At 74.9% G+C, this 22,851-nt stretch carries 4 protein-coding genes; 3 read left to right on the top strand and 1 reads right to left on the bottom strand.

From position 1 onward, the window contains the following. Positions 1–244: 244 nt before the first annotated feature. Positions 245–946 (top strand): GntR family transcriptional regulator, encoded by a 702-nt coding sequence (locus tag ACQCO7_RS42905; RefSeq protein WP_464076937.1) that lies wholly within the window; start codon positions 245–247, stop codon positions 944–946. A gap of 65 nt (positions 947–1,011) precedes the next feature. Here ACQCO7_RS42905 and ACQCO7_RS42910 read toward each other — a convergent pair whose 3' ends face one another. After that, complete coding sequence (locus ACQCO7_RS42910; RefSeq protein WP_464076938.1) at positions 1,012–1,488, bottom strand: hypothetical protein; 477 nt, start codon at positions 1,486–1,488, stop codon at positions 1,012–1,014. 1,226 nt (positions 1,489–2,714) lie between these two features. On the opposite strand from ACQCO7_RS42910, the gene ACQCO7_RS42915 reads away from it, so the two are divergent. Both ACQCO7_RS42915 and ACQCO7_RS42920 read left to right on the top strand, forming a co-directional pair. Then, positions 2,715–12,194: a type I polyketide synthase gene (locus ACQCO7_RS42915; RefSeq protein WP_464076939.1), complete on the top strand. Its 9,480-nt coding sequence runs from the start codon at positions 2,715–2,717 to the stop codon at positions 12,192–12,194. 10 nt (positions 12,195–12,204) lie between these two features. Continuing rightward, the gene (locus ACQCO7_RS42920) at positions 12,205–22,842 is read left to right on the top strand and encodes an SDR family NAD(P)-dependent oxidoreductase (RefSeq protein WP_464076940.1); all 10,638 of its coding nucleotides are present in this window, start codon (positions 12,205–12,207) and stop codon (positions 22,840–22,842) included. The last annotated feature ends 9 nt before the right edge of the window (positions 22,843–22,851 follow it).

The following is a 22,851-nucleotide window of genomic DNA, read 5'->3' on the forward strand; positions in this document are numbered from 1 at the left end:
TGTCCAGGTGACTCGGTTCGGTGCGATCCATGAGGGCCTCCGTCAACCAGTGAGTGCTATTGGTATACCAACAGCGGTCCGGTGGCCGCAGGGCTGCGATGTTAACTCGATGTAAGGGGTGGGGGCTTCAGGTTCCGGACCTGTCAAAACACCAGGTGAAAGCGGTGGTTGGTGGATGCTGGCGGCGTGAATGTCGCTCAAGGGGCTTGATGGCTCAAGTGGAGCCTCGGCTATCTTGTATGCCATGTCACTTACGGACTCCTCCGGCGCCGACGGTCGTTCGCTGGTCCACAAGGTCTACGAGTACCTGCGGGACGGCATCATCGAAGGTGATCTGCCGCCCGGCACGCGGCTGTTGGAGCGCGAGCTGTCCGAGCGCCTCGACGTCTCCCGGATCCCGATCCGCGAGGCCCTGCCCCAGCTCGAAGCGGAAGGGCTGATCACCACGCTGCCCCGGCGCGGATCGATGGTCACCCAGCTGACCCTGCGCGACATCGACGAGCTGTTCAGCGTGCGCACGAGCCTCGAAGTGCTCGCCGCGCGGCTCGCCAGCGGGCAGGCCGCCGAGCGCTCCAGCGCGCTGCTCTCACCCGCCTTCGCCCGCGCCGAACTCGCCACGGCCGAAGGGCGGCAGGCCGAGATCGCCGCCGCCAACGCCGCCTTCCACGAAGCGATCGTGCGCCTGTCGGGCAGCCGCCTGCTCAACTCGATGATGTCGCCCATCAGCGCCCGGGTGCGCTGGCTGTTCCGGCTCACCTCCGACCGCGACCCGGGCATCCTGTGCACCGAACACCGCGAGCTGTACGAGGCGATCTGCGCCGGCGACACCGAACTGGCCGCGTCCCTGGCCTTCGTGCACGTGGAGCGCGGGCGGCGTCCGTCGCTGGAGTCGCTGGCCGGAGTGCTGCCGCCCGGGACCGACCCCGGCGAGGAACAACGGGGATGACCCTCACCCGTCACCACGGCCAGGTGGTGAGGTGAGCGCGCGGACGCGTCCGAGCCGCGCGGAAGCTACCGGGAGGCCCTGCCCGTGGACGGTTCGGCGGCCAGGCGGAAGAGGTCGCGCGTCGGGTGCACGTCGACCGGGATGCTTGTCCCGACGTCGATGATCTCCTCCCCGGCGACGAGGTGGCTCGTGGTGAACGGTGGCCGGCCCGGCACGGTGACCAGCATGCGGACCCTGGTGCGGCGGTCGTCCTCGCCGCACCACACGTGCTGTGCGGACGTGACCTCGCCCATGACGCGCACGCCGGCCGTGTCCAGGTCGCGCCACACGCGCTGGTCGCGCACGGTGCCGACGACGGCCAGGACCAGGACGGCCACGGTGAGAGGGGTCCAGACGAGGCCGGTCACGACGACGCCCGGTCTGTCGTCGCCGGGGGCGTGCCCGCTGATCGCGGCCAGCAGGATCAGGGGGCCCGCGCACACGACCAGAAGCCCGAGCCCGGACCGGACCGGCTGCTCGAAAAAGCCCGGCGGACGGTTCACCGGACCCTCGCCCTCGGGTATCGCACCCCTCGTCACGGCGTGGCCCGCCCGTCGTGGGGAAGGGACTCCGAAGCGCTTCGCGGGCATCCTGACACAGGCGAAATGTAACGGACTTGATCCAGCCGCCGCCCGGCTCGGGCGGTCCAGCCGAGGTGTCCGGCGCGGCCGGTCGGGCCGGTGCCTGCTGGAGTTGGCGGCGCGCATCGGCGATGTTCCAAGTGTCCACGGCCTGGTCGACCAGGTCGGCGTCGCCGAAGCGGTACAGGCTGGTGCCGACGGCGCTGACAGGGTGCCATGGCGTTGCGCGCCCCAGAACACCTACCGTTTCGGATCAATACGACGAAGCAACCGCCTGCCCGCATTACGCGGAACTGGCTACGATGTGGCGCTTACGCTCCTGGAATATCGCTCACGAGAGCCATCTGCCCCTCTGTCACCAACCTCCGCATTTCGGGGGAAGCCCAGCCGGCCCGGGTTCGGCGAGCAAGGCCAGAAGGAACAACGAGAGCGAACCAGTGATTGACGCCCCGTAAGCGTAGAACCGGCTCACATCTGGTGGAGCCGAAGAAGCGCGGCGCAGGCGTGGCGAGGTCGTCGGGGCGGAGCGTGGTGAACGTGCGGACTGTCCCCGGTCGCCCCGAGGGCCGGACCGCCGGTCCGGACAAGGGAAGGCCCGTCGCCGGCCGAAGGCCGTGGTCGTAGTGGTCCGAGCCGGGGAGAGCCCGGCACACCGCCATCACGACCGTCCGCGCCGTCACCGGCCTGGCCGCCGAACGGACCACACCCGCCCGCCCAGACACCAACGCACCGCGCGCCACGGCCACCCGCCGCAACGCCCGCGATCCACGCCGACCGGCCGCACTCCCCGGACTCACGTGATCACCGAACGGACGCCGCTCGACGACGCCGAAGCCCTGTCTTCGTGTCGGCCGTCGTAAATCGGAATTCTCCGGTAAAGAGCGTCAGCCCGCCGTCAGTGGAGGATCAGGAGAGCGCGGTTGAATTCCTCGAAAAGTTGCTTCGCTTTGCAAGAGGAGGACGCGGACCGAAGGTTCAGGACATGTCCTCTGCCGCCCGGAACGGCAAAGACCACTGCCTTCGGAATTCTCCAGAAAGATTTCGGCTGTGCCCAGCCTCTTTCGCTCGCACGCGGGACGGAAGCCACCGAGCTACGACCCGCACGCCTCTCGGCACCGCCATCGCCCGTAGACATCTGGATGTGCACCATGACTCGGAACACGCAGGATGAGCCCGTCGCTGTCGTCGGCCTGGCGTGCAGGTTGCCGGGCGCGCCGGGGCCGGAACAGTTCTGGCGGTTGCTCAGTGAGGGCCGTGCCTCGGTCTCCGCGGCTCCGGCCGGACGGTTCGCCCCGGAACACGGTGCGGGGGCGGCCGTCCGTGGTGGGTTCCTCGACGCGGTGGACGAGTTCGACGCCGCCTTCTTCGGTATCTCGCCCCGTGAGGCGCGCGCCATGGACCCGCAGCAGCGGCTCGTGCTGGAACTGGCGTGGGAGGCGCTGGAGGACGCGGGCGTCGTCCCCGGATCCCTGCGCGGCAGCCGTACCGCGGTCTTCGTGGGCGCCCAGCGCGACGACTACGCCGGCCTGCTCCTCCAGCACGGCGCCACGGCGATCACCCAGCACTCGATGACCGGCGTGAACCGCGGTGTCATCGCCAACCGGGTCTCCTACCACCTGGGCCTGCGCGGGCCGAGCCTGACGGTGGACACCGCTCAGTCCTCGTCGCTGGTGGCCGTGCACCTGGCGTGTGAGAGCCTGCGCGCCGGTGAGTCCACGGCCGCGCTCGCCGCGGGCGTCGACCTCCACCTGCTCGCCGAGCACAGCGTGCTCCAGGAGAGGTTCGGCGCGCTGTCCCCCGACGGTGTCGTCCACACCTTCGACGCGCGTGCCAACGGGTTCGTGCCGGGCGAGGGCGCGGGCGTCGTCGTCCTCAAGCCGCTGCGGCAGGCGCTCGCCGACGGTGACCGGGTGCTCGCGGTGATCCGGGGCAGCGCCGTGGGCAGCGGTGCCTCAGCCGACGGTCTGACCGTCCCCGACGCCCAGGCGCAGCAGGACGTCCTGCTGCGCGCCTACGAGCGGGCCGGTGTGCGCGCCGACGAGGTGCAGTACGTCGAACTGCACGGCACCGGTACGCCCGTGGGCGACCCCGTCGAGGCCACCGCCCTGGGCGCGATCCTCGGGACGGGCCGGTCCGTGGACGGGGCGCTGCGTGTCGGGTCGGTCAAGACCAACATCGGGCACCTGGAAGGCGCGGCCGGCATCGCGGGACTGATCAAGACGGTGCTGAGCATCCGGCACCGGCAGTTGCCGCCGAGCCTGAACTTCGCCACGCCGAACCCGGCCATCGCGCTGCGGGAGCTGGGGCTCGCCGTGCACACCGCCCTCACCGGGTGGCCGGCGCCACAGCGCCCGCTGGTGGCCGGCGTCAGCTCCTTCGGCATGGGCGGCACCACCTGCCATGTCGTCCTCGCGGAGGCACCGGCGACGACCGCACCCGCACAAAGCCCCACCACCCCCGCGGCCGTGCTGCCGTGGGTGGTCTCGGCCACCGGCCCGGCCGCCCTGCGCGCCCAGGCGGGGCGTCTGCACGCGCACGCCACCGCGCACGGCCTCTCGGCGCTCGACGTGGGCCGCTCCCTGGCCGAGACCCGGACCGTGTTCCGGCACCGGGCGGTCGTCCTCGCCCCCGACGCGCGGGGCCTGCTCGACGGGGTCGACACGCTCGCCGCCGGACGCGGCGGCCCCGGGGTGGTGACGGGGACGGCGGGGCTCGGGCGCACCGCGTTCCTGTTCACCGGGCAGGGTGCCCAACGAGCGGGCATGGGAAGCGAGTTGTACACGCGGTTTCCCGTGTACGCGGAGGCGTTCGACGAGGTCGCCGCCGCACTGGACCCCCTGCTGCCGCACCCGGTGGCCGACACGATCCGCACCGGCCGGGGCCTGGACGAGACGGTCAACGCCCAGCCCGCCCTGTTCGCCGTCGAGGTCGCCCTCCACCGGCTGCTGGAGTCCTTCGGGCTGCGGCCCGACCACGTGGCCGGGCACTCCTTCGGTGAACTCACCGCCGCCCACGTGGCGGGCGTACTGAACCTCACGGACGCGGCGGCGCTCGTGGCGACCCGGGCCCGGCTGATGCAGTCGGCGCGGGCCGGCGGCGCGATGGTGTCGGTGCGGGCGACGGAGCAAGAGGTCGAGGAGCTGCTCGCGGGCCGCGAGGACCGGGTCGCGGTCGCCGCGGTGAACACCCCGCACTCGACCGTCGTCTCCGGCGATCCGGACGCCGTCGCCGAGGTCGCGGAGATCCTGCGCCGAAGGGGACGCGAGACGAAGAGGCTGAGGGTCAGTCATGCCCTCCACTCGCCGCACATGGACCCGATCGTCGACGAGTTCCGCCGTGCCGCGGCCCGGCTGACCTACCACGCTCCCGCGATCCCGCTGATCTCCCACGTCACCGGCGTTCTCGCCGACCCGCGGGAGGTGGTCCGCGCCGACTACTGGGCCGCCCACGTCCGCCGGGCTGTGCGCTTCGCCGACGGTGTGCGCACCCTGCGCGCCGCGGGCGTCACCACGTTCCTGGAGGTCGGGCCCGACGGCGTGCTGTCCGCGCTGGTCCGCGACACGGTCGACGACCCCGGCACGGTGGCGGCCGTACCCGCGCTGCGCCGCGACCGGCCCGAGACCGAGACCCTGTTCACCGCGCTGGCCACGGCGTTCGTACGCGGCGCCGCCGTGAACTGGGACGTGCCCTACCGGGGTACCGGCGCCCGCCGCGTCGACCTGCCCACCTACGCCTTCCAGCGCCGGCGCCACTGGCTGGACGGCACACCCAGGACACCCACGGCTCTCACACCCGAGAAGCCCGAAAAGACCGAGAAGATCGAGGTGTCCGAGGTCGACGGCCTCCCGGACACCGCCCCCCGCAGTGACCCGGCCGCACACCTGGCCACGCTCTCCCCGGCCACCCGCGACCGTACCGTCACCGAACTGGTCGACGCGCACATCGCGGCGGTCCTCCAGTACGACGGCGACGACCGGATCGACCGGGACGTGCCCTTCCGGGAGCTGGGTCTCAGCTCGCTGATGACGACCGAACTGCGCGCCTCACTGGCCGACGCCACAGGGCTGCGCCTGCCCACGGGGCTGCTCTTCGACCACCCGACCCCCCGCGCGCTCGCCGAGTTCATCGGCGCCGAACTGCTCGGCGGTGCCCCCAGGGACACCGAGGACGTCCACATCGGCGACGGCGACGAGCCGATCGCGATCGTCGGCATGGCCTGCCGCTACCCCGGCGGGGTCGCCTCACCGGAGGACCTGTGGCGCCTGGTGTCCGAGGAGGTCGACGCCGTCTCCGTCTTCCCCGCCGACCGGGGGTGGGCCGAGGACCTGTACGACCCCGATCCCGACCGGCGGGGCCACAGCTCGGTGCGGCACGGCGGCTTCCTGGACGGGGCCGGGGACTTCGACGCCGCCTTCTTCGGCATCTCCCCGCACGTCAGCCTCGGCATGGACCCGCAGCAGAGGCTGCTCCTGGAGACCTCCTGGGAGGCCGTCGAGAGGGCCGGGATCCTGCCCGAGACGCTGCGCGGCACCCGCACCGGTGTCTTCGTGGGCGCCACGGCGCTGGAGTACGGGCCCCGTATGCAGGACGCGCCGCCGAGCGTGCAGGGCCATGTGCTCACCGGTTCCGCGCCGAGCGTGATGTCGGGCCGCATCGCCTACCAGCTCGGACTGACCGGGCCCGCGGTGACCGTCGACACCGCCTGCTCCTCGTCCCTGGTCGCGCTGCACCTGGCGATCCGGTCCCTCAGGTCCGGCGAGGCGGACCTGGCCCTGGCCGGCGGCGCCGCCGTCATGGCCTCACCCGGCATGTTCCTGGAGTTCTCCCGCCAGCGCGGGCTCGCCCGGGACGGACGCTGCAAGTCCTTCGCGGCGGCGGCCGACGGCACCGCCTGGGGCGAGGGCGTCGGCATGCTCGTGGTGGAGCGGCTGTCCACGGCGCGCGCGGCGGGTCACCGGGTGCTGGCCGTGATCCGGGGCAGCGCCGTCAACCAGGACGGCGCCAGCAACGGCCTCACCGCCCCGAGCGGCCTCGCCCAGCAGCGGGTCGTCCGCCAGGCGCTCGCCGACTCCCGGCTGTCCGCCGCGGACGTCGACGCGGTGGAGGCCCACGGCACGGGGACCGCGCTCGGCGACCCCGTCGAGGCGGAGGCCCTCATCGCCACGTACGGCGACCGCCGTGACCGCCGTGAGCCGGTGTACCTCGGCTCGCTGAAGTCCAACATCGGCCACGCGCAGGCGGCGGCGGGCGTGGGCGGCGTGATCAAGATGGTGCAGGCCATGCGGCACGGCGTCCTGCCCAGGACCCTCCATGTAGACCGGCCCACGCCCCGGGTCGAGTGGTCGGCCGGCGCCGTCGAACTCCTCACCCGGAGCAGGCAGTGGCCCGCCACAGGACGGCCGCGCCGCGCCGCGGTGTCCTCGTTCGGCATCAGCGGCACCAACGCGCACGTGGTGCTGGAGTTCGACCCGGCGACCGACGCCGCCCAGGACCACACGGCCGTCACCGCCCCTTCGGCCGTCCCGATGCCGTGGCTCGTGTCGGCCCCCGACAGCGACGCGCTGCGCGCCCAGGCCGCACGGCTGCGCAGCCACCTCGCGCCGGACGCCGACGAGGCCCGCGTCGGCTTCTCGCTCGCCACCGCCCGTACCGCCTTCGACGAGCGTGCCGCGATCCTCGGCGACGGCATCGCGGAGCGCCTCGCGGCCCTGGAGGCCCTCGCCGAGGGGCGCGCGGCGGACCATCCGCACGTGGTCACCGGGAGCGCGGCACGCCACGGCCGTACGGCGTTCCTGTTCACCGGCCAGGGCGCGCAACGCCCCGGAACGGGCCGGGAGCTGTACGCGGCGTTCCCGGTGTTCGCGCAGGCTCTGGACGAGGTGTGCGCGGCCTTCGACGGCCTGCTGGAACGCCCCCTGCGCGACGTGATGTTCAGCCGGCCCGGCACCTCGGACGCCGCGCTGCTGGACGAGACCCGCTACACCCAGCCCGCCCTCTTCGCCCTCGGAACAGCTCTCTGCCGTCTCCTGGCCCAGCACGGCCTGACCCCCGACGTGCTCGCCGGTCACTCCCTCGGCGAAGTCACCGCCGCCCACGTCTCGGGCGTCCTCACCCTCCCCGACGCCGCCACCCTCGTCGCCACCCGCGCCCGGCTCATGCAGTCGGCCCCCGCCGGGGGCGCCATGTTCGCCGTCCAGGCCACCGAGGACGAGACCCTCGAAAGCCTCGCCGGGCACGAACACGCCGTCTGCCTCGCCGCCGTCAACAGCCCGCACTCCGTGGTGATCTCCGGAGACACTCCCGCCGTCGAGAAGGCCGCCGCCGTCTGGGAGGCCCGCGGACGCAAGACCACCCGGCTCAACGTCTCCCACGCTTTCCACTCCCACCACATGGACCCCGTCCTCGACGAGTTCCGGGACACCGCCTCCCAGCTCACCTACCACCCTCCCCTGATCCCCGTCGTCTCCGCCACCGCCGGCCACCTCACCGACCCCGACCACTGGACCCGGCAGATCCGGGCCACCGTCCGCTTCGCCGACACCCTCCACACCCTGCACGACGAAGGCGTCACCACCTACGTCGAGATCGGCCCCGACGCGGTCCTCACCCTCCTCGCCCGGCAGACCCTCGACGAGCCCACCGCCATCGCCCTCCTGCACCGCGACCGGTCCGAGACCGCCGCCGTGGTGGAGGGCCTGGCCCGCGCCCACACCGCCGGGGCGGCTGTGGACGGCGCGAGCCTCTTCCCGGGCGGAACGCTCGTGGACCTGCCCACGTACGCCTTCCGGCGCGAGCGCTTCTGGCTGGCCCCCCAGCCCGCCGCCGACGTGCGCGGGCTCGGCCTGGACCCGGCCGACCACCCCCTGCTCACCACGGTGGTGGACCTGGCCGAAAGCGGGGACGCCGTGTTCGCCGGCCAGGTCTCCGTGAGCGGGCACCCCTGGCTGGCCGACCACGTCGTCGCCGGAGCCACCCTGCTGCCCGCCACCGCGTTCCTCGAACTGGCCCTCGCCGCGGGCAGCCGGCTCAAGGCGCCGTACGTGGACGAGCTGACGCTGGAGGCGCCCCTGCACCTGCCGTCGCAGGGGGCCGTGCGCCTCCAGGTGAGCGTCGGCACGCCCGACGCCTCGGGGCGCCGCGCCTTCGCGGTGCACGCCGCGCCCGACGCCGCGCCACCGGCCGGTCCGCCGGCCCGCCCCTGGACCCGGCACGCCTCGGGCACACTCGGCCCCCAGCCGCCGCACGCCCCGGCCCGGCAGGGCTCCCCGGCGACCGCCGGCGCCGACCCCGAGCCGCCCCAGGACGTGTACGAGCGGCTCGGCGACCTCGGTTACGCCTACGGTCCCGCCTTCCGGAACCTGGTGTCGGCGCCGCACGAGGGCGAGGACGTCGAGGCCGTGGTCCGGCTGCCCGAGGAACTGCGGGACTCGGCCACGGGATTCGCCGTGCACCCCGCGCTGCTCGACGCCGTCCTGCACCCGCTCGTCCTGGCGTCCGCGCCCGATGCCGGCCTCCTTCTCCCGTTCGCCTGGTCCGGTGTCACCCTGCATGCCACCGGTGCCACGGAGCTGCGCGCCCGGATCACCCGGACCGGTGCCGCCACCGTGCGGCTGCTGCTGACCGACCCCGCCGGTGCGCCCGTCGTCGAGGTGGAGTCCCTGACCCTGCGTCCCGTCGACCCCGGCCGGCTGGCCACGCCCGGTTCCACCGCCGTCCCCCGCGACCGGCTGCTCAGGCTCGACTGGGTGCCGGCGCCGCACACGGCCCCCGCGTCCGGGGCTTCGTGGGGAGTGGTCCGCGGGGCCGCGGCGCCCGCGGCGGTCGAGGAGTTCACCGCCGCCCTGTCCGCTTCCGGTGTCACCGTGGCCGCCTACGACGATCTCGACGCGCTGGCGCTCTCGGTGGACGCGGGCGCGGCCCCGCAGGTCGTCGCGGTACCGGTGCGTCCTTCGGCCGCGACGGCGGACGGGGCAGCCGCGGCACGGGCGACCGTGGCCGCCGTCCACGAGACGGTCCGCCGATGGCTGGCCGACGACCGGTTCGAGGGGCGCCGGCTGGTGCTGGTGACCCGGGGCGCGGTCGCGGCGGGCGGTGTCGTGCCCGATCTGGCGTCGGCTCCCGTGTGGGGGCTGGTGAGGTCGGCCCTGGAGGAGCATCCCGGGCGGTTCGCGCTCGTCGACCTCGACGACGACGCCTCCGCGCGGGCGTTGCCGGCGGCGGTCGGCGCCGGTGAGACGCAGGTCGCGGTCCGGGCGGGCGACGTGCTGCTGCCCCGGCTGACACCGGCCGGGGGCGACGGCCTGGCCGTCCCGCCCACTCCCGCCTGGCGGCTGGACATCCCGGTGCGCGGCACCTTCGACAACCTCGAACTCGGCCCCGCCCCCGAGGCGCTGGAGCCGCTGGGGCCCGGCCAGGTCCGCATCTCGATGCGGGCGGGCGGCCTCAACTTCAAGGACGTGCTGCACGCCCTGGACGTGACCGGTGAGCAGAAACCCGGTCTGGAGGGGGCCGGGGTGGTGCTGGAGGTCGCTCCCGACGTCACCGACCTGGCTCCCGGCGACCGGGTGCTGGGCCTCGTCCCCCACGCTCTGGGTCCGGTCGCCGTCACCGATCGCCGGCTGGTCGCTCCCATGCCCGAGGGCTGGTCCTTCGCCGAGGCGGCGGCGGTACCCGTGGTCTTCCTGACCGCGTACCACGGGCTGGTGGAGCTGGCCGGGCTCCGCGAGGGCGAATCCGTGCTGGTGCACGCCGCCGCCGGGGGCGTCGGGCTCGCCGCCGTGCAACTGGCCCGGCATCTGGGCGCCGAGGTCTTCGGCACGGCGAGCGACGGCAAGCACGGCGTGCTGCGCGCGTGGGGGCTCGACGACGCGCACATCGCCTCGTCCCGGACGCTCGACTTCGCCCGGCGCTTCGGCCCGGTGGACGTCGTGCTGAACTCCCTCACCGGGGAATTCGTCGACTCCTCCGCCGGCCTCCTGCGTCCGGGCGGACGCTTCCTGGAGATGGGCAAGGCCGATCTGCGCGACCCCGCGGACACGGCCGCCACCTGGCCGGGCACCAGCTATCAGGCGTACGACCTCACCGAGCTGAGCCCCGACCACATCCAGGACCTGCTGACCCGTGTCCTCGGCCTGTTCTGCTCCGGAGCCCTGCGGCACCTGCCGCTGACCGTCCGGGACGTCCGCCGGGCGAGGACGGCGTTCCAGGAGCTGGCCCAGGCCCGGCACGTGGGCAAGGTCGTGCTGACGATCCCCCGTCGCCCCGACCCGGGCGGAACCGTGCTGGTCACCGGCGGTCTCGGGGCGCTGGGCCGCGGCGCGGCGCGACGGCTCGTCTCCGCTCACGGGGTGCGCCACCTGCTGCTCACCGGCCGCAAGGGCAGGGCCTCGGAGGGGGTGGCCGACCTGGAGGCCGAACTGTCCCGGCTGGGGGCGCAGGTGACGGTGGCCGCCTGTGACGTCTCCGACAGGCGGTCGCTGGCCGCGCTGATCGCGTCGGTGCCGCCCGAGCACCCGCTGACCGGGGTGATCCACGCGGCCGGTGTGCTGGCCGACGGGGTGGTGACGGCGCTGACACCGGAGGACTTCGACGCCGTCCTGGCGCCCAAGGCCGACGCCGCCTGGCACCTGCACGAGCTGACCCGCGACCTGGACCTGTCGCTGTTCGTGCTGTACTCCTCCGTCGTCGGGACGCTCGGCGGCGGAGGGCAGGCCAACTACGCCGCGGCGAACGTCTTCCTCGACGCCCTGGCCCACCACCGCACGGCGGGCGGCGCTCCCGCCCTGTCGCTGGGCTGGGGCCTGTGGGCCGGGGACAGCGGCATGTCCGGCGGGCTCGGCGACAACGACGTGGCGCGGCTCGCGCGCAGTGGTGTCGCCGCGATGTCCGCCGAGGAGGGCCTGGCCCTGTTCGACGCCGCGCTCGCCTGCGACGACCCGTTCCTGGTGGCCATGAAACCCGACAGGCGGGCCCTGCGTTCCGGCGGGCCGCTGTCACCGCTGCTGGGGAATCCGGCCGGCGGGCCGGCACGGCGTGCGGTGGACGAAGCCGAGCAGGAGGGTCCGGCGCCGGCCCGGCGGCTGGAGGCGCTGTCCCGCCCCGAGCGTGAACGGGCTCTGCTCGACGTGGTCCGTACGCACGCCGCCGCGGTGCTGGGGCACACCGCCCGGGATCGTGTTCCGGCCCACGCCACGTTCAAGAGCGTCGGGTTCGACTCCCTGACCACGGTGGAACTGCGCAACCGGCTCATCGCGGCCACCGGCCTGCGGCTGCCCGCCACCCTGGTCTTCGACCGCCCGACGCCGCAGGAGATGGCGGCGCACCTGGCGACGGAGTACTTCCCCGAAGCGGCACAGCCCGCTTCACCCGCGCCCGCTCCGGACGCGACGTCCGGCGGCTCCGGGAGCCTCGGGGGCTCCGGGGACGAGGACCTGCGCCGGATGCTGGCCGCCATCCCCGTGGACCGTCTGCGCTCGGCAGGCCTCGTCGACGTGCTGCGCGGCCTGGCCGAGCAGGACCCCGGGGACAAGAGGGACGACGAAGAGCCTGAGCAGGGCCCGGACGCCGGGATCGACGGACTGGACGCCGGCGAGCTGGTCCGCCTGGCGATCCGCGGAACGGATGCGTGAGGAAGACACCATGACCGACCCCTCCCGTGCGGACCTCGTCCGCGCCCTGCGCACCTCCCTCAAGGAGACCGACCGGCTGCGCCGGCACAACCAGGAGCTCACCGATGCCGCCGCGGAACCGATCGCGATCGTCGGAATGGGGTGCCGCCTGCCCGGCGGAGTGACCTCCCCCGAGGAGCTGTGGACCCTGCTCGCCGCCGGGGGCGACGCCATCGGCGCGTTCCCCCCTGACCGCGGCTGGGACCCCGGCCCCCGAGACGACGGGGCGGACTACTGCCGGCAGGGCGGATTCCTCGACGGCGCCGCCGACTTCGACGCCGAGTTCTTCGGGATCTCGCCCCGCGAGGCGCTGGCGATGGACCCCCAGCAGCGGGTGCTCCTGGAGACGGCCTGGGAGGCGCTCGAAGGGGCGGCCATCGGCCCCCTCTCCCTGAAGGGCGGCCGAACCGGCGTGTTCGTCGGCGGCTTCCACCAGCCGTACGGTCCCGCGCTGCACGAGCCGCAGCCCGGCGTCACCGGGCTGCGGGTGACCGGCGACGCGGCCAGTGTGCTGTCCGGGCGGCTCGCCTACACCCTGGGCCTGGAGGGTCCCGCCCTCACCGTCGACACCGCCTGCTCGTCGTCCCTGGTCGCCCTCCACCTGGCGGCGCAGTCGCTGCGCCGGCAGGAGTGTTCGCTGGCGCTGGTCGGCGGGGTCTGCGTCATGCCCTCGCCCTGGCTGTTCGTGGAGTTCGACAAGCAGCGCGGCATGTCCGGGGACGGCCGCTGCCGGGCCTTCTCCGCCGAGGCGGACGGCACGGGCTGGTCCGAGGGCGTGGGCGTGCTGGTGGTGGAGCGGCTGTCCACGGCGCGCGCGGCGGGTCACCGGGTGCTGGCCGTGATCCGCGGCAGCGCCGTCAACCAGGACGGCGCCAGCAACGGTCTGACCGCCCCGAGCGGCCCGGCCCAGGAGCGTGTCGTCCGAGCGGCTCTGGACAGCGCCGGGCTCACCGCCGCCGACGTGGACGCCGTCGAGGCGCACGGCACCGGGACCCGGCTCGGCGACCCCATCGAGGCCCAGGCCCTGCTGGCGACGTACGGGCGGGCGCGCACGCCCCGGGACCCGCTGTGGCTGGGGTCGGTGAAGTCCAACCTCGGTCACGCCCAGGGCGCCGCCGGGGTCACGGGCGTGATCAAGATGGTGCTGGCGCTGCGGCACGGCATGCTGCCGAGGACCCTGCACGCCGATACGCCCTCGCCGTTCGTCGACTGGAGCGCGGGCACGGTGTCCTTGCTGACCGAGGCCGTGCCGTGGCCCGAGCGGGACGGGCCGCGCAGGGCGGGCGTCTCCTCCTTCGGCATCAGCGGCACCAACGCCCACGTGATCGTCGAGGAAGCACCCCCGCCGCCGGCCGCGCCGCCCCCCGAGCCGGTGCACGCCGACCACGTCCCGGTCGTCCTCTCGGCGCGGACCGCGTCCGCGCTGGCCGAGCAGGCGGCGCGGCTGCGGGCGCGGCTGCGGGCCGATGCCGGGCTCGGTGCGGGCGAGGTGGGGCACGCGCTGGCCGTCGGCAGGTCGGCCCTGGAGCACCGGGCCGTACTGTTCCCCGGCGACCGCGACGGCCTCGTCGAGGACCTCGGGCAGCTCGCCGCGGGCCGGTCCGCGCGACGGCTGGCCCAGGGGGTCGCGGACGGCGGTGCGCTCGCCTTCGTCTTCGCCGGGCAGGGCAGCCAGCGGGCGGGCATGGGCGGCGAGCTGTACACCCGCTTCCCCGTCTACCGGGCGGCGTTCGACGAGCTGGCACGGCACTTCGACCCGGCGCTCGGGCGGTCCCTGCACGCGGTGGTCCTCGACGCGGACTCCCAGGTGCTGGACCGCACGGAGTTCACCCAGCCCGCCCTGTTCGCGACCGAGGTGGCGCTCTGCCGGCTGCTGGAGTCGTTCGGTCTGCGCCCCGACCTGGTGGGCGGGCACTCCATCGGTGAGATCGCCGCCGCGCACGTGGCCGGCGTGCTCTCGACCGAGGACGCGTGCACCCTGGTCGCGGCGCGTGGCCGGCTGATGCGGGAGCTGGAGACGGCCGGGGCGATGGTGGCGGTACGCGCCTCGGAGGACGACGTGCTGGACGTCCTGCGGACCGTGGGGGGCGAAGCCGCCGTCGCGGCGGTCAACGGGCCCCGGTCGGTGGTGGTCTCCGGCGCCGAGGGCGCCGTGACCGAGGTGGCCGGCAGGCTGGCGGAGAAGGGCGTGGAGACCAGGCGACTGCGGGTGAGCCACGCGTTCCACTCGCCGCTGATGGATCCCATGCTGGCCGGCTTCCGGCGGGTGGCGCAGGGGCTGTCGTTCGCCGCTCCGAAGATCCCGCTGGTGTCGACCCTGACCGGCGACGTCGCCGGCTCCGCCGAGCTGTGCACCGCCGAGCACTGGGTCAGGCATGTGCGGGAGCCGGTCCGGTTCCTCGACGGGGTGCGACGGCTGTGGGAGGAGGGCGCGGCGACGTTCGTCGACATCGGCCCCGACGGGTCCCTGTCCACCCTGGTGCGCGACTGCCTGGCGGACTGCGCCGAGCCGGCGCCGGCCGGCGGCGCGGAGCGTGCGGCCCGCCGCCGTGAACCGGTCGTGATACCGACGCTGCGCCGCCGCCGCGACGAGGCCCGAGCCGTCACCGACGCACTGGCGTCCGCGTTCGTGAACGGGGCCGCCGTCGACTGGGGTGCGCTGTTCACGCCGTCGGCGGCCCCTGCCGTCGATCTGCCCGCGTACCCCTTCCAGCGCCGCCGGTACTGGCTCGCCCCGTCCGGGCCGCGCGGTGGCGAGGCCGGCGCGCCCGGCCACCCGCTGCTGGGGGCCGTCCTCACCGTCGCCGGTGACGGAAGCACCCTGTTCACCGGACGGATCGGGCTCGACACCCACCCCTGGCTGGCCGACCACGCCGTCCTCGGCAGCGTGCTGTTCCCGGCGGCGGCGCAGGCGGAGCTCGTCGGCCGGGCGGGGGAGCCGGCGGGCGGGGGCACGGTGGTGGAGGAGTTGACGCTGGAGGCACCGATGGTGCTGCCCCAAGGCGGCGCCCTTCAGGTGCAGGTCGCGGTCGGCCCCGCCACCCGGGAGGGGCGCCGCGCCGTCACCGTCCACGCGATGTCCGGGCAGGGGTGGAGGCGGCACGCGGTGGGGATGCTCGGCGTGCCGTCGTGCGAGCCGGCTCGTACCTCCTGGGCCGGTGCGTGGCCACCCCCGGGCGCCGAGCGCGTCGACGTGCCCGGCGTCTACCGGGCGCTGGCCGAGCGCGGCCTCGACTACGGCCCTTCCTTCCAGGGGCTGCGTGCCGCCTGGCGGCTGGCCGGCGAGGTCTTCGCCGAGGTGGCGCTGCCGGAGGAACTCCGCGAGGACGCCGCGCGGTTCGGCCTGCATCCCGTGCTGCTGGACTCCGCGCTGCACGCCATGGACCTGGGCGGCCCCGACGGGTCGCTCTCGCTGCCCTTCGTCTGGTCGGACCTCCGGCTGCACGCGACCGGCGCGAGGGCTCTGCGGTGCAGGCTCCGCACGCACGCGCCGGACCGCGTGTCGGTCACGCTCTTCGACGAGGCGGGCCTGCTCGTGGCCGAGGTCGGTTCGCTGACGACGAGGCCGGTCACCGCGGACCGGTTACGGCTGGACACCGGGTCGGACGCGCTCCACCGGGTGGACTGGGTGCCCGTCGCGGCGGGCGACGGGACGAGTGACGAGCGCGTCGTCGTGTGCACGGCGCTGGGGGAGGTCCCCGCCGGGCTGCGCGATGCCCCGGTCCACCCCGATCTCGCCGCGCCCGGCGGGCCGGCGCACGTGGTGGTCCCCCTCGCCCCCGACGCCGGCGACGACCCTGCCGGGAGCGCCGAGGCGACGACCGGCCGGCTCCTGCGCCTGCTCCAGGAGTGGCTGGCCGACGGACGGTTCACCGGGTCCCGGCTGACCGTGCTGACCACACGGGCCGTCGCCGCGCACGACGACGACGTCCTCACGCTCGCCCAGTCCCCGCTGTGGGGCCTGCTGCGCACGGCGCAGACCGAGCACCCGGGCCGGTTCGCCGTCATCGATGTGGACGGCGGTGCGCCCAGCGCCCGCGTCCTGCGGGCCGCCCTGCTGCGCACCGGCGAGCCCCAACTCGCGCTGCGCGCCGGGCGGATACTGGCACCCCGGCTGGTGCCGCTGCCCGCAGTCCCCGGTGCGCCTGCCCCGACGCCGTGGGACCAGGAGGGCACCGTCCTCATCACCGGGGCCACGGGCGCCCTGGGCGCCGAGGTGGCCCGGCATCTGGTGGCCACGCGCGGGGTGCGGCACCTGCTCCTGGCCTCGCGGCGCGGTCCCGCGGCCGAGGGCGCCGCCGGCCTGGTCGCCGAACTCGGCCGGTACGGCGCCCAGGCGCGGGTCGCCGCGTGCGACGTCTCCGACCGGGTGGCGCTCGGCGCGCTGCTCGCCGAGATCCCCGGGGACCATCCGCTCACCGCGGTCGTGCACACCGCCGGTGTCCTCGACGACGGCGTGCTCGCCGCACAGAGCGCCGACCGCCTCGCCGACGTGTTCGCCCCCAAGGCGACGGGCGCCTGGAATCTGCACGAGGCGACCCGTGACCTGGACCTCTCCGCTTTCGTGCTCTTCTCCTCCGCCGCCGGTGTGCTGGGCACCGCGGGCCAGGCGGGATACGCGGCGGCCAACACCTTCCTCGACGCGCTGGCCCACCAGCGCCGGCAAGAAGGGCGCGCGGCCTGCGCGCTGGCCTGGGGCCCCTGGGAGGGCGGCGGCATGGCCGGCACTCTGGACGGCGCAGGCCGCTCCCGGCTCGCGCGCGCCGGTGTCGGGGAGCTCCCGAAGCAGAGCGCCCTGCGCCTGTTCGACGCGGCGCTCCTGCTGGACCGTCCGCTGACGGTTCTGCTCCGGCCGGCCCCCGCCGGGGCGGACGACGAGCCCGGCCCCCTGCTGCGGGGTCTCGTGCCCGCACTCAGGCCCCCCGCCCCGAGCGCGGCGGCGCACGGCACCGCCCGTGCGCGGCTGGACGGCCTCAGGGGCGAGGAGCGCGCGCAGGCCGTCCTCGGCCTGGTGCGGGCGACGGCGGCCGAGATCCTCGACCACGGGAGCGCCGACGACGTCGATGCCGACCGCAGCTTCAAGGACCTCGGCATGGACTCGCTGATGGCTCTCGAACTGCGCAACGGCCTCAGCAGGGCGACCGGCCTGCGGCTGTCCCCGACCCTCGTCTTCGACCACCCCACCCCGTCCGACGTCGTGGGCCATGTGCTGGACCAGCTCGACGGACATGGACCGCGCCAGGCCGGGGCGCCCGCCGGCCCCGCCGCCCCGGCCCCGTCCGCCGACGACGACCCGATCGTGATCGTCGGCCTGGCCTGCCGCTTCCCGGGTGGCGTCCAGACCCCGGACGACCTGTGGGCGCTGGTGTCCTCGGGTACGGACGCGATCAGCGCGTTTCCCGCCGACCGCGGCTGGGACCTGGAACGGCTCTACGATCCGGACCCCGACATCCCGGGCACGTCGTACACCCGGCACGGCGGCTTCCTCGACGGCGTCGCCGACTTCGACGCGGACTTCTTCGGGATCTCCCCCAAGGAAGCCCTGGCCATGGATCCCCAGCAGCGTCTTCTCCTGGAGACGTCGTGGGAGGCGATCGAACGCGCGGGGATCGACCCGATGACGCTCAAGGGCAGCCGTACCGCGGTCTTCGCGGGGGTGATGTACCACGACTACGCGCAGCGCCTGCCCGAGCCGCCCGGCGCGCTGGAGGGTTACCTCGCGACCGGCAACACGGGCGCCGTCGACTCGGGCAGGGTCGCCCACTACCTCGGTGCCGAGGGCCCTGCGGTGACCGTCGACACGGCCTGTTCGTCCTCCCTGGTGGCCCTGCACCTGGCCTGCCAGTCGCTGCGGCTCGGCGAGAGCAGCATGGCGCTGGCCGGTGGCGTGACCGTGCTGTCGACCCCTTTCTGCTTCACCGAGTTCAGCCGCCAGCGCGGTCTGGCACCGGACGGCCGCATCAAGTCCTTCGGCGCCGGTGCCGACGGGACGAGCTGGGCGGAGGGCGCGGGCATGCTGCTGCTGGAGCGGCTCTCCGACGCGCGCCGGGCCGGCCACCCCGTGCTGGCGGTGATCCGTGGCTCCGCCGTCAACCAGGACGGGGCGAGCAACGGTCTGACCGCGCCGAACGGGCGTGTCCAGCAGCGCGTCATCGAGGAGGCGCTGTCCCGGGCCGGCCTCACCGCCGCCGACGTCGACGCGGTGGAGGCGCACGGCACCGGGACCGTGCTGGGCGACCCCATCGAGGCACGGGCCCTTCAGGCGGTCTACGGGGACTCCCACCGGGGGGACCACCCGCTGTGGCTGGGCTCGGTCAAGTCGAACCTCGGTCACACGCAGGCGGCCGGCGGCGCGGCCGGAGTGATCAAAATGGTGCTGGCCATGCGCCACGGGATACTGCCCAAGACCCTGCACGCGGACGAACCGTCCCCGAAGGTCGACTGGGAGGGCGGTGGCGTCGCCCTGCTGTCCGAGGCCCGGTCCTGGCCCGACCGCGCCCGGCCCCGCCGCGCCGGCGTCTCCTCCTTCGGCATCGGCGGCACGAACGCCCACGTGATCCTCGAACAGCCGCAGCCGCAGCCGCAGCCGCAGCCGCAGCCTGCGCGGGCAGGCGGCGAACCGGACGCGACGACCCCGGTCCCCCTGCTCCTCAGTGCCAGAAGCGCATCCGCCCTGCCCGGCCAGGCCAGGCGCCTCCTGGACCACCTGCGGGCCCGCCCCGAGGCACGCCTCGCCGATGTCGCCCTGTCGCTGGCGACCACGCGCCCGGCGCTGGAACACCGCGCGGCGCTGGTGGGCTCGGAGCGCGCGGACCTGCTGAAGGGGCTGGCGGACCTGGCCTCGGGCGGGCAGCCGGCGAACACCGTGCGGGGCCGGGCGGCACAGCGGGGCAAGGTCGCCTTCCTCTTCTCCGGACAGGGTTTCCAGCGGGCCGGCATGGGCCGGGAACTGGCCGCCGCGTACGGGGCGTTCCGGGAGAGTCTCGACGAGGTGTGCGGGGCGCTGGACCGCCACCTCGACGCACCCCTGCGGACGGTGCTCTTCGCGGCGGCCGGCAGTGACCGGGCGCGGCTGCTGGACCGGACGGACTACACCCAGCCGGCCGTGTTCGCGCTGGAGGTCGCCGCCTTCCGGCTGCTGGAGAGCTGGGGTCTGCGGCCCGATCTCGTCGCGGGACACTCCGTGGGAGAGCTGGCGGCGGCGCACGTCTGCGGCGTACTGCCGCTCCCCGACGCGGCTGGGCTCGTGGCCGCGCGCGGGCGCCTGATGGCGGCCCTGCCCGCAGGCGGGGCCATGGTCGCGGTCCAGGCCGCCGAACCGGAGATGAGGCAGTGGCTGGCCGCCACCGAGCCGTCGTTGAGTGTCGCCGCGGTGAACGCGCCGGACTCGCTGGTCCTGTCGGGCGACGAGGACGCGGTGCTCAGGGCCGAGGCCGTGTGGCGTTCACGTGGGGCGCGCACCAAGCGGCTGCGGGTGTCGCACGCCTTCCACTCGGCGCGCATGGACCCGATGCTGGCGGAGTTCACGGCTCTCGCCGCCTCCCTCGCGCCCCACGCCCCGCACACGAACCCGCCGATCGGCTGGGTCTCCACGGTGACGGGCGAGACCGTCGATCCGTCACTGGTGGACCACCGGTACTGGGCCCGGCAGGTGCGGGAGACCGTACGGTTCGACGACGCCCTCACGACCCTCCGCGCGGCCGGTTCGACCGTGTTCCTGGAGGTGGGTTCGGATCAGCTCACCGGGGTCGCCGGCGGCCACGGTGACGAACGGCTGTTCCTGCCGCTGCTGCGCTCGGGACGGGAGGAGCCCCGGTCCGCGCTCACCGCCCTGGCCCGACTGCACGTGCACGGCGCGGAGGTGGACTGGGCGTCCGTCCTCGAAGGCGACCGCGTCGAACTGCCGACGTACGCCTTCCAGCGACAGCGTTACTGGCTCGACGCCCGCCCGGCCCGGCACCGGCCCGCTCTGCTGGGGCTGGACGTCTGCGAGCACCCGCTGCTCGGGGCGGCGACCAGGCTGCCCGGATCGGGTGGGCTGGTGATGAGCGGGGCCGTCACCCGGGATGCTCACCCGTGGCTGGCCGACCACAGCATCGGCGGGGTGGTGCTGGTGCCGGGCGCCGCCCTGGCCGAACTCGCCTGCGCGGCGGGCGCCGAGGTGGACCGGCCGGTCCTGCGGGAACTCACCCTGCACGCCCCCCTGACGGTCCCCGACGGCGAAGGGACCCGGCTGCGGCTGGTCGTCGAGGGCGACGGAGCGGTGGGCATCCACGCCCAGGCCGCACCGCAGGAGCCGTGGACGCTCCACGCGTCCGGCCGGCTCGGCGACCAGCGGCCCGAGGACGCCGCCACCGGGTTCGACTTCGCCGCCGAGGCATGGCCGCCGCAGGCCGCGCCCGTGGACGTCTCCTCCCTCTACGAGGACCTGACGGAGCGGGGGTACGGCTACGGGCCCGCCTTCCGGGGCGTACGGGCCGTGTGGCGCCGTGGCGACGAGGTGTTCGCCGACGTCGAGCTGGGCGACGACGAGCCGGTCGACGGCTTCGGTCTGCACCCGGCTCTCTGGGACAGCGCGCTGCACGCCCTGTTCCTCACGGGGGCCACCGACCGGCCCGCGGGCGGGCCCCGGGTGCCGTACGAGTGGCGCGGCGTCAGGGTGCACCGTGCGGGCGCCCGCGTGCTGCGGGTCCGGCTGCGTGTGTCCGGCCCGGACACCGTGTCGCTGCACGCGGCCGACCCCGAGGGCCGCGCGGTGCTCTCCGCCGAGGCGCTCGCTCTGCGGGTGATGTCCGGGGACGCCGGGCGGTTCCTGCACCGAGTGGTCTGGTCGGCGCTGCCCGACGACGCGCGAGCCCGGCCGGACACGAAGGACGTCGTGGCCGCCTGTCCCGAGGGGCCGGTCGAGGAGGTCACGCGGTGGGCCCTGTCCGTGGTCCAGGAGTGGCTGGCGGCCGAACAGGCGGACCGGGAGGGCGCACGGCTGGTGATCGTCACCCACCGGGCCGTCGCCACCCGGGCCGGCGAGGACACCGACCCGGCCGCCGCGGCCGTGTGGGGGCTGGTGCGCTCCGCCCAGGCGGAGCACCCCGGCAGGTTCGTCCTGCTGGACGCCGAGAGCCCGGGGCCGAAGCAGCCGGTGGCCCTGCCCGACACCGACGCGCCCCAGCTGGCGTCGCGCGGCGGACGCCTCCTGGTGCCCCGCCTCGTACCGGTCACCGGCCGGCCGGGCGCCGACCTGCCGAAGCCGGTCCTGCCGCCGCACCGCACGGTCCTCGTCACGGGCGGCACGGGGACGCTGGGCGCGGCCTTCGCCCGGCACCTCGTGGCGCACTACGGAGCCCGGCACCTGCTGCTGGTGAACCGCCAGGGCCCCGATCGTCCGGGGGTGCCCGAGCTGGTCGCCGAGCTGGCCGCACTGGGAGCCGACGCCACGGTGGCCGGCTGTGACGTCGCCGACCGGGAGGCGCTGCGGCACCTGCTCGCCGCGATCCCGGCGGACCGTCCGCTGGGTGCGGTGATCCACGCGGCGGGTGCCCTCGACGACGGCGTCGTCACCCGGCTCACCCCGCAGCGGCTCACCGCCGTCCTGGAGCCCAAGGCGATCGCGGCCCGGCATCTGCACGAGCTGACCCGCGATCTGGATCTGACGATGTTCGCGATGTTCTCGTCGGCGGCCGGGACCCTCGGCAGCGCGGGGCAGGCGAACTACGCGGCGGCCAATGCCTACCTCGACGGCCTGGCCCAGCATCGTGCGGCCGGCGGTCTGCCCGCGCTGTCGCTCGCCTGGGGCCTGTGGGAGCCCTCCGCCGGTATCACCGGCAGCCTCACCGACGCCGACCTGGAACGGCTCGGCCGGGCCGGGATCGGCGCGCTGTCGACGCCGGAGGGACTGGCGCTGTTCGATCGCGCGGTCGCCGGCGACGACGCGGTGGCCGTGCCCGTGAAGCTGAACGCCGCCGCCCTGCGCCGACGTCCCGAAGGCAGCGGCGCCCTGTCACCCCTGCTGCGTCCCCCGGCACCGGCCCGCACCGGCGCCGCCCCTGCCGTCGGGCAGGGTGGTCCGCTGCTCGGTGAACGGCTGGCGGCCGTGCGGCCCGCCGATCGGCTGGAGGCGGTGGTCGATGTCGTGCGGGACCAGCTCGCGGCCGTCCTCGGGCACACCGCGCCGGCGCGGCTCGACACCGCACGCGGCTTCCTCGACCTGGGCGTGGACTCCCTCGCGGCCGTGGAGCTGCGCAACCGGCTGCACACGCACACGGGCCTCGCGCTGGCGACCACGCTGGTCTTCGACCACCCCAACGTCACCGCTCTGGCGGGCCATCTGCTGGAGCGGCTGTCCGGTCAGGACACGGGGGACGCCGGCGGGGAAGACCCCGCCGAGGCCCGGGTGCGCACCGCGCTCGCCGGGATCCCGGTCGCACGCCTGCGGGAGGCCGGCCTGCTGGAGGCCCTCCTGGGGCTCGCCGGCCTCGCGGTCTCCCCGGCGCCGTCCCCCACCGGCCTCCCCGGCACCCCGGACGCGGCACCGCGGCAGGACACCGGCGGGATCAGGTCGATGACCGACGACCAGCTCATCCGATTGGCGCTCGACGGCGCCCAGCAGTGACGTGGCAGC

The sequence above is a fragment of the Streptomyces saintjeani genome, from assembly GCF_055409605.1.

What these genes read in the sequence shown, in the direction of transcription:
- ACQCO7_RS42905 (WP_464076937.1), top strand. Translation starts at nt 245, where the DNA reads ATGTCACTTACGGACTCCTCCGGCGCCGACGGTCGTTCGCTGGTCCAC.
- ACQCO7_RS42915 (WP_464076939.1), top strand. Translation starts at nt 2,715, where the DNA reads ATGACTCGGAACACGCAGGATGAGCCCGTCGCTGTCGTCGGCCTGGCG.
- ACQCO7_RS42920 (WP_464076940.1), top strand. Translation starts at nt 12,205, where the DNA reads ATGACCGACCCCTCCCGTGCGGACCTCGTCCGCGCCCTGCGCACCTCC.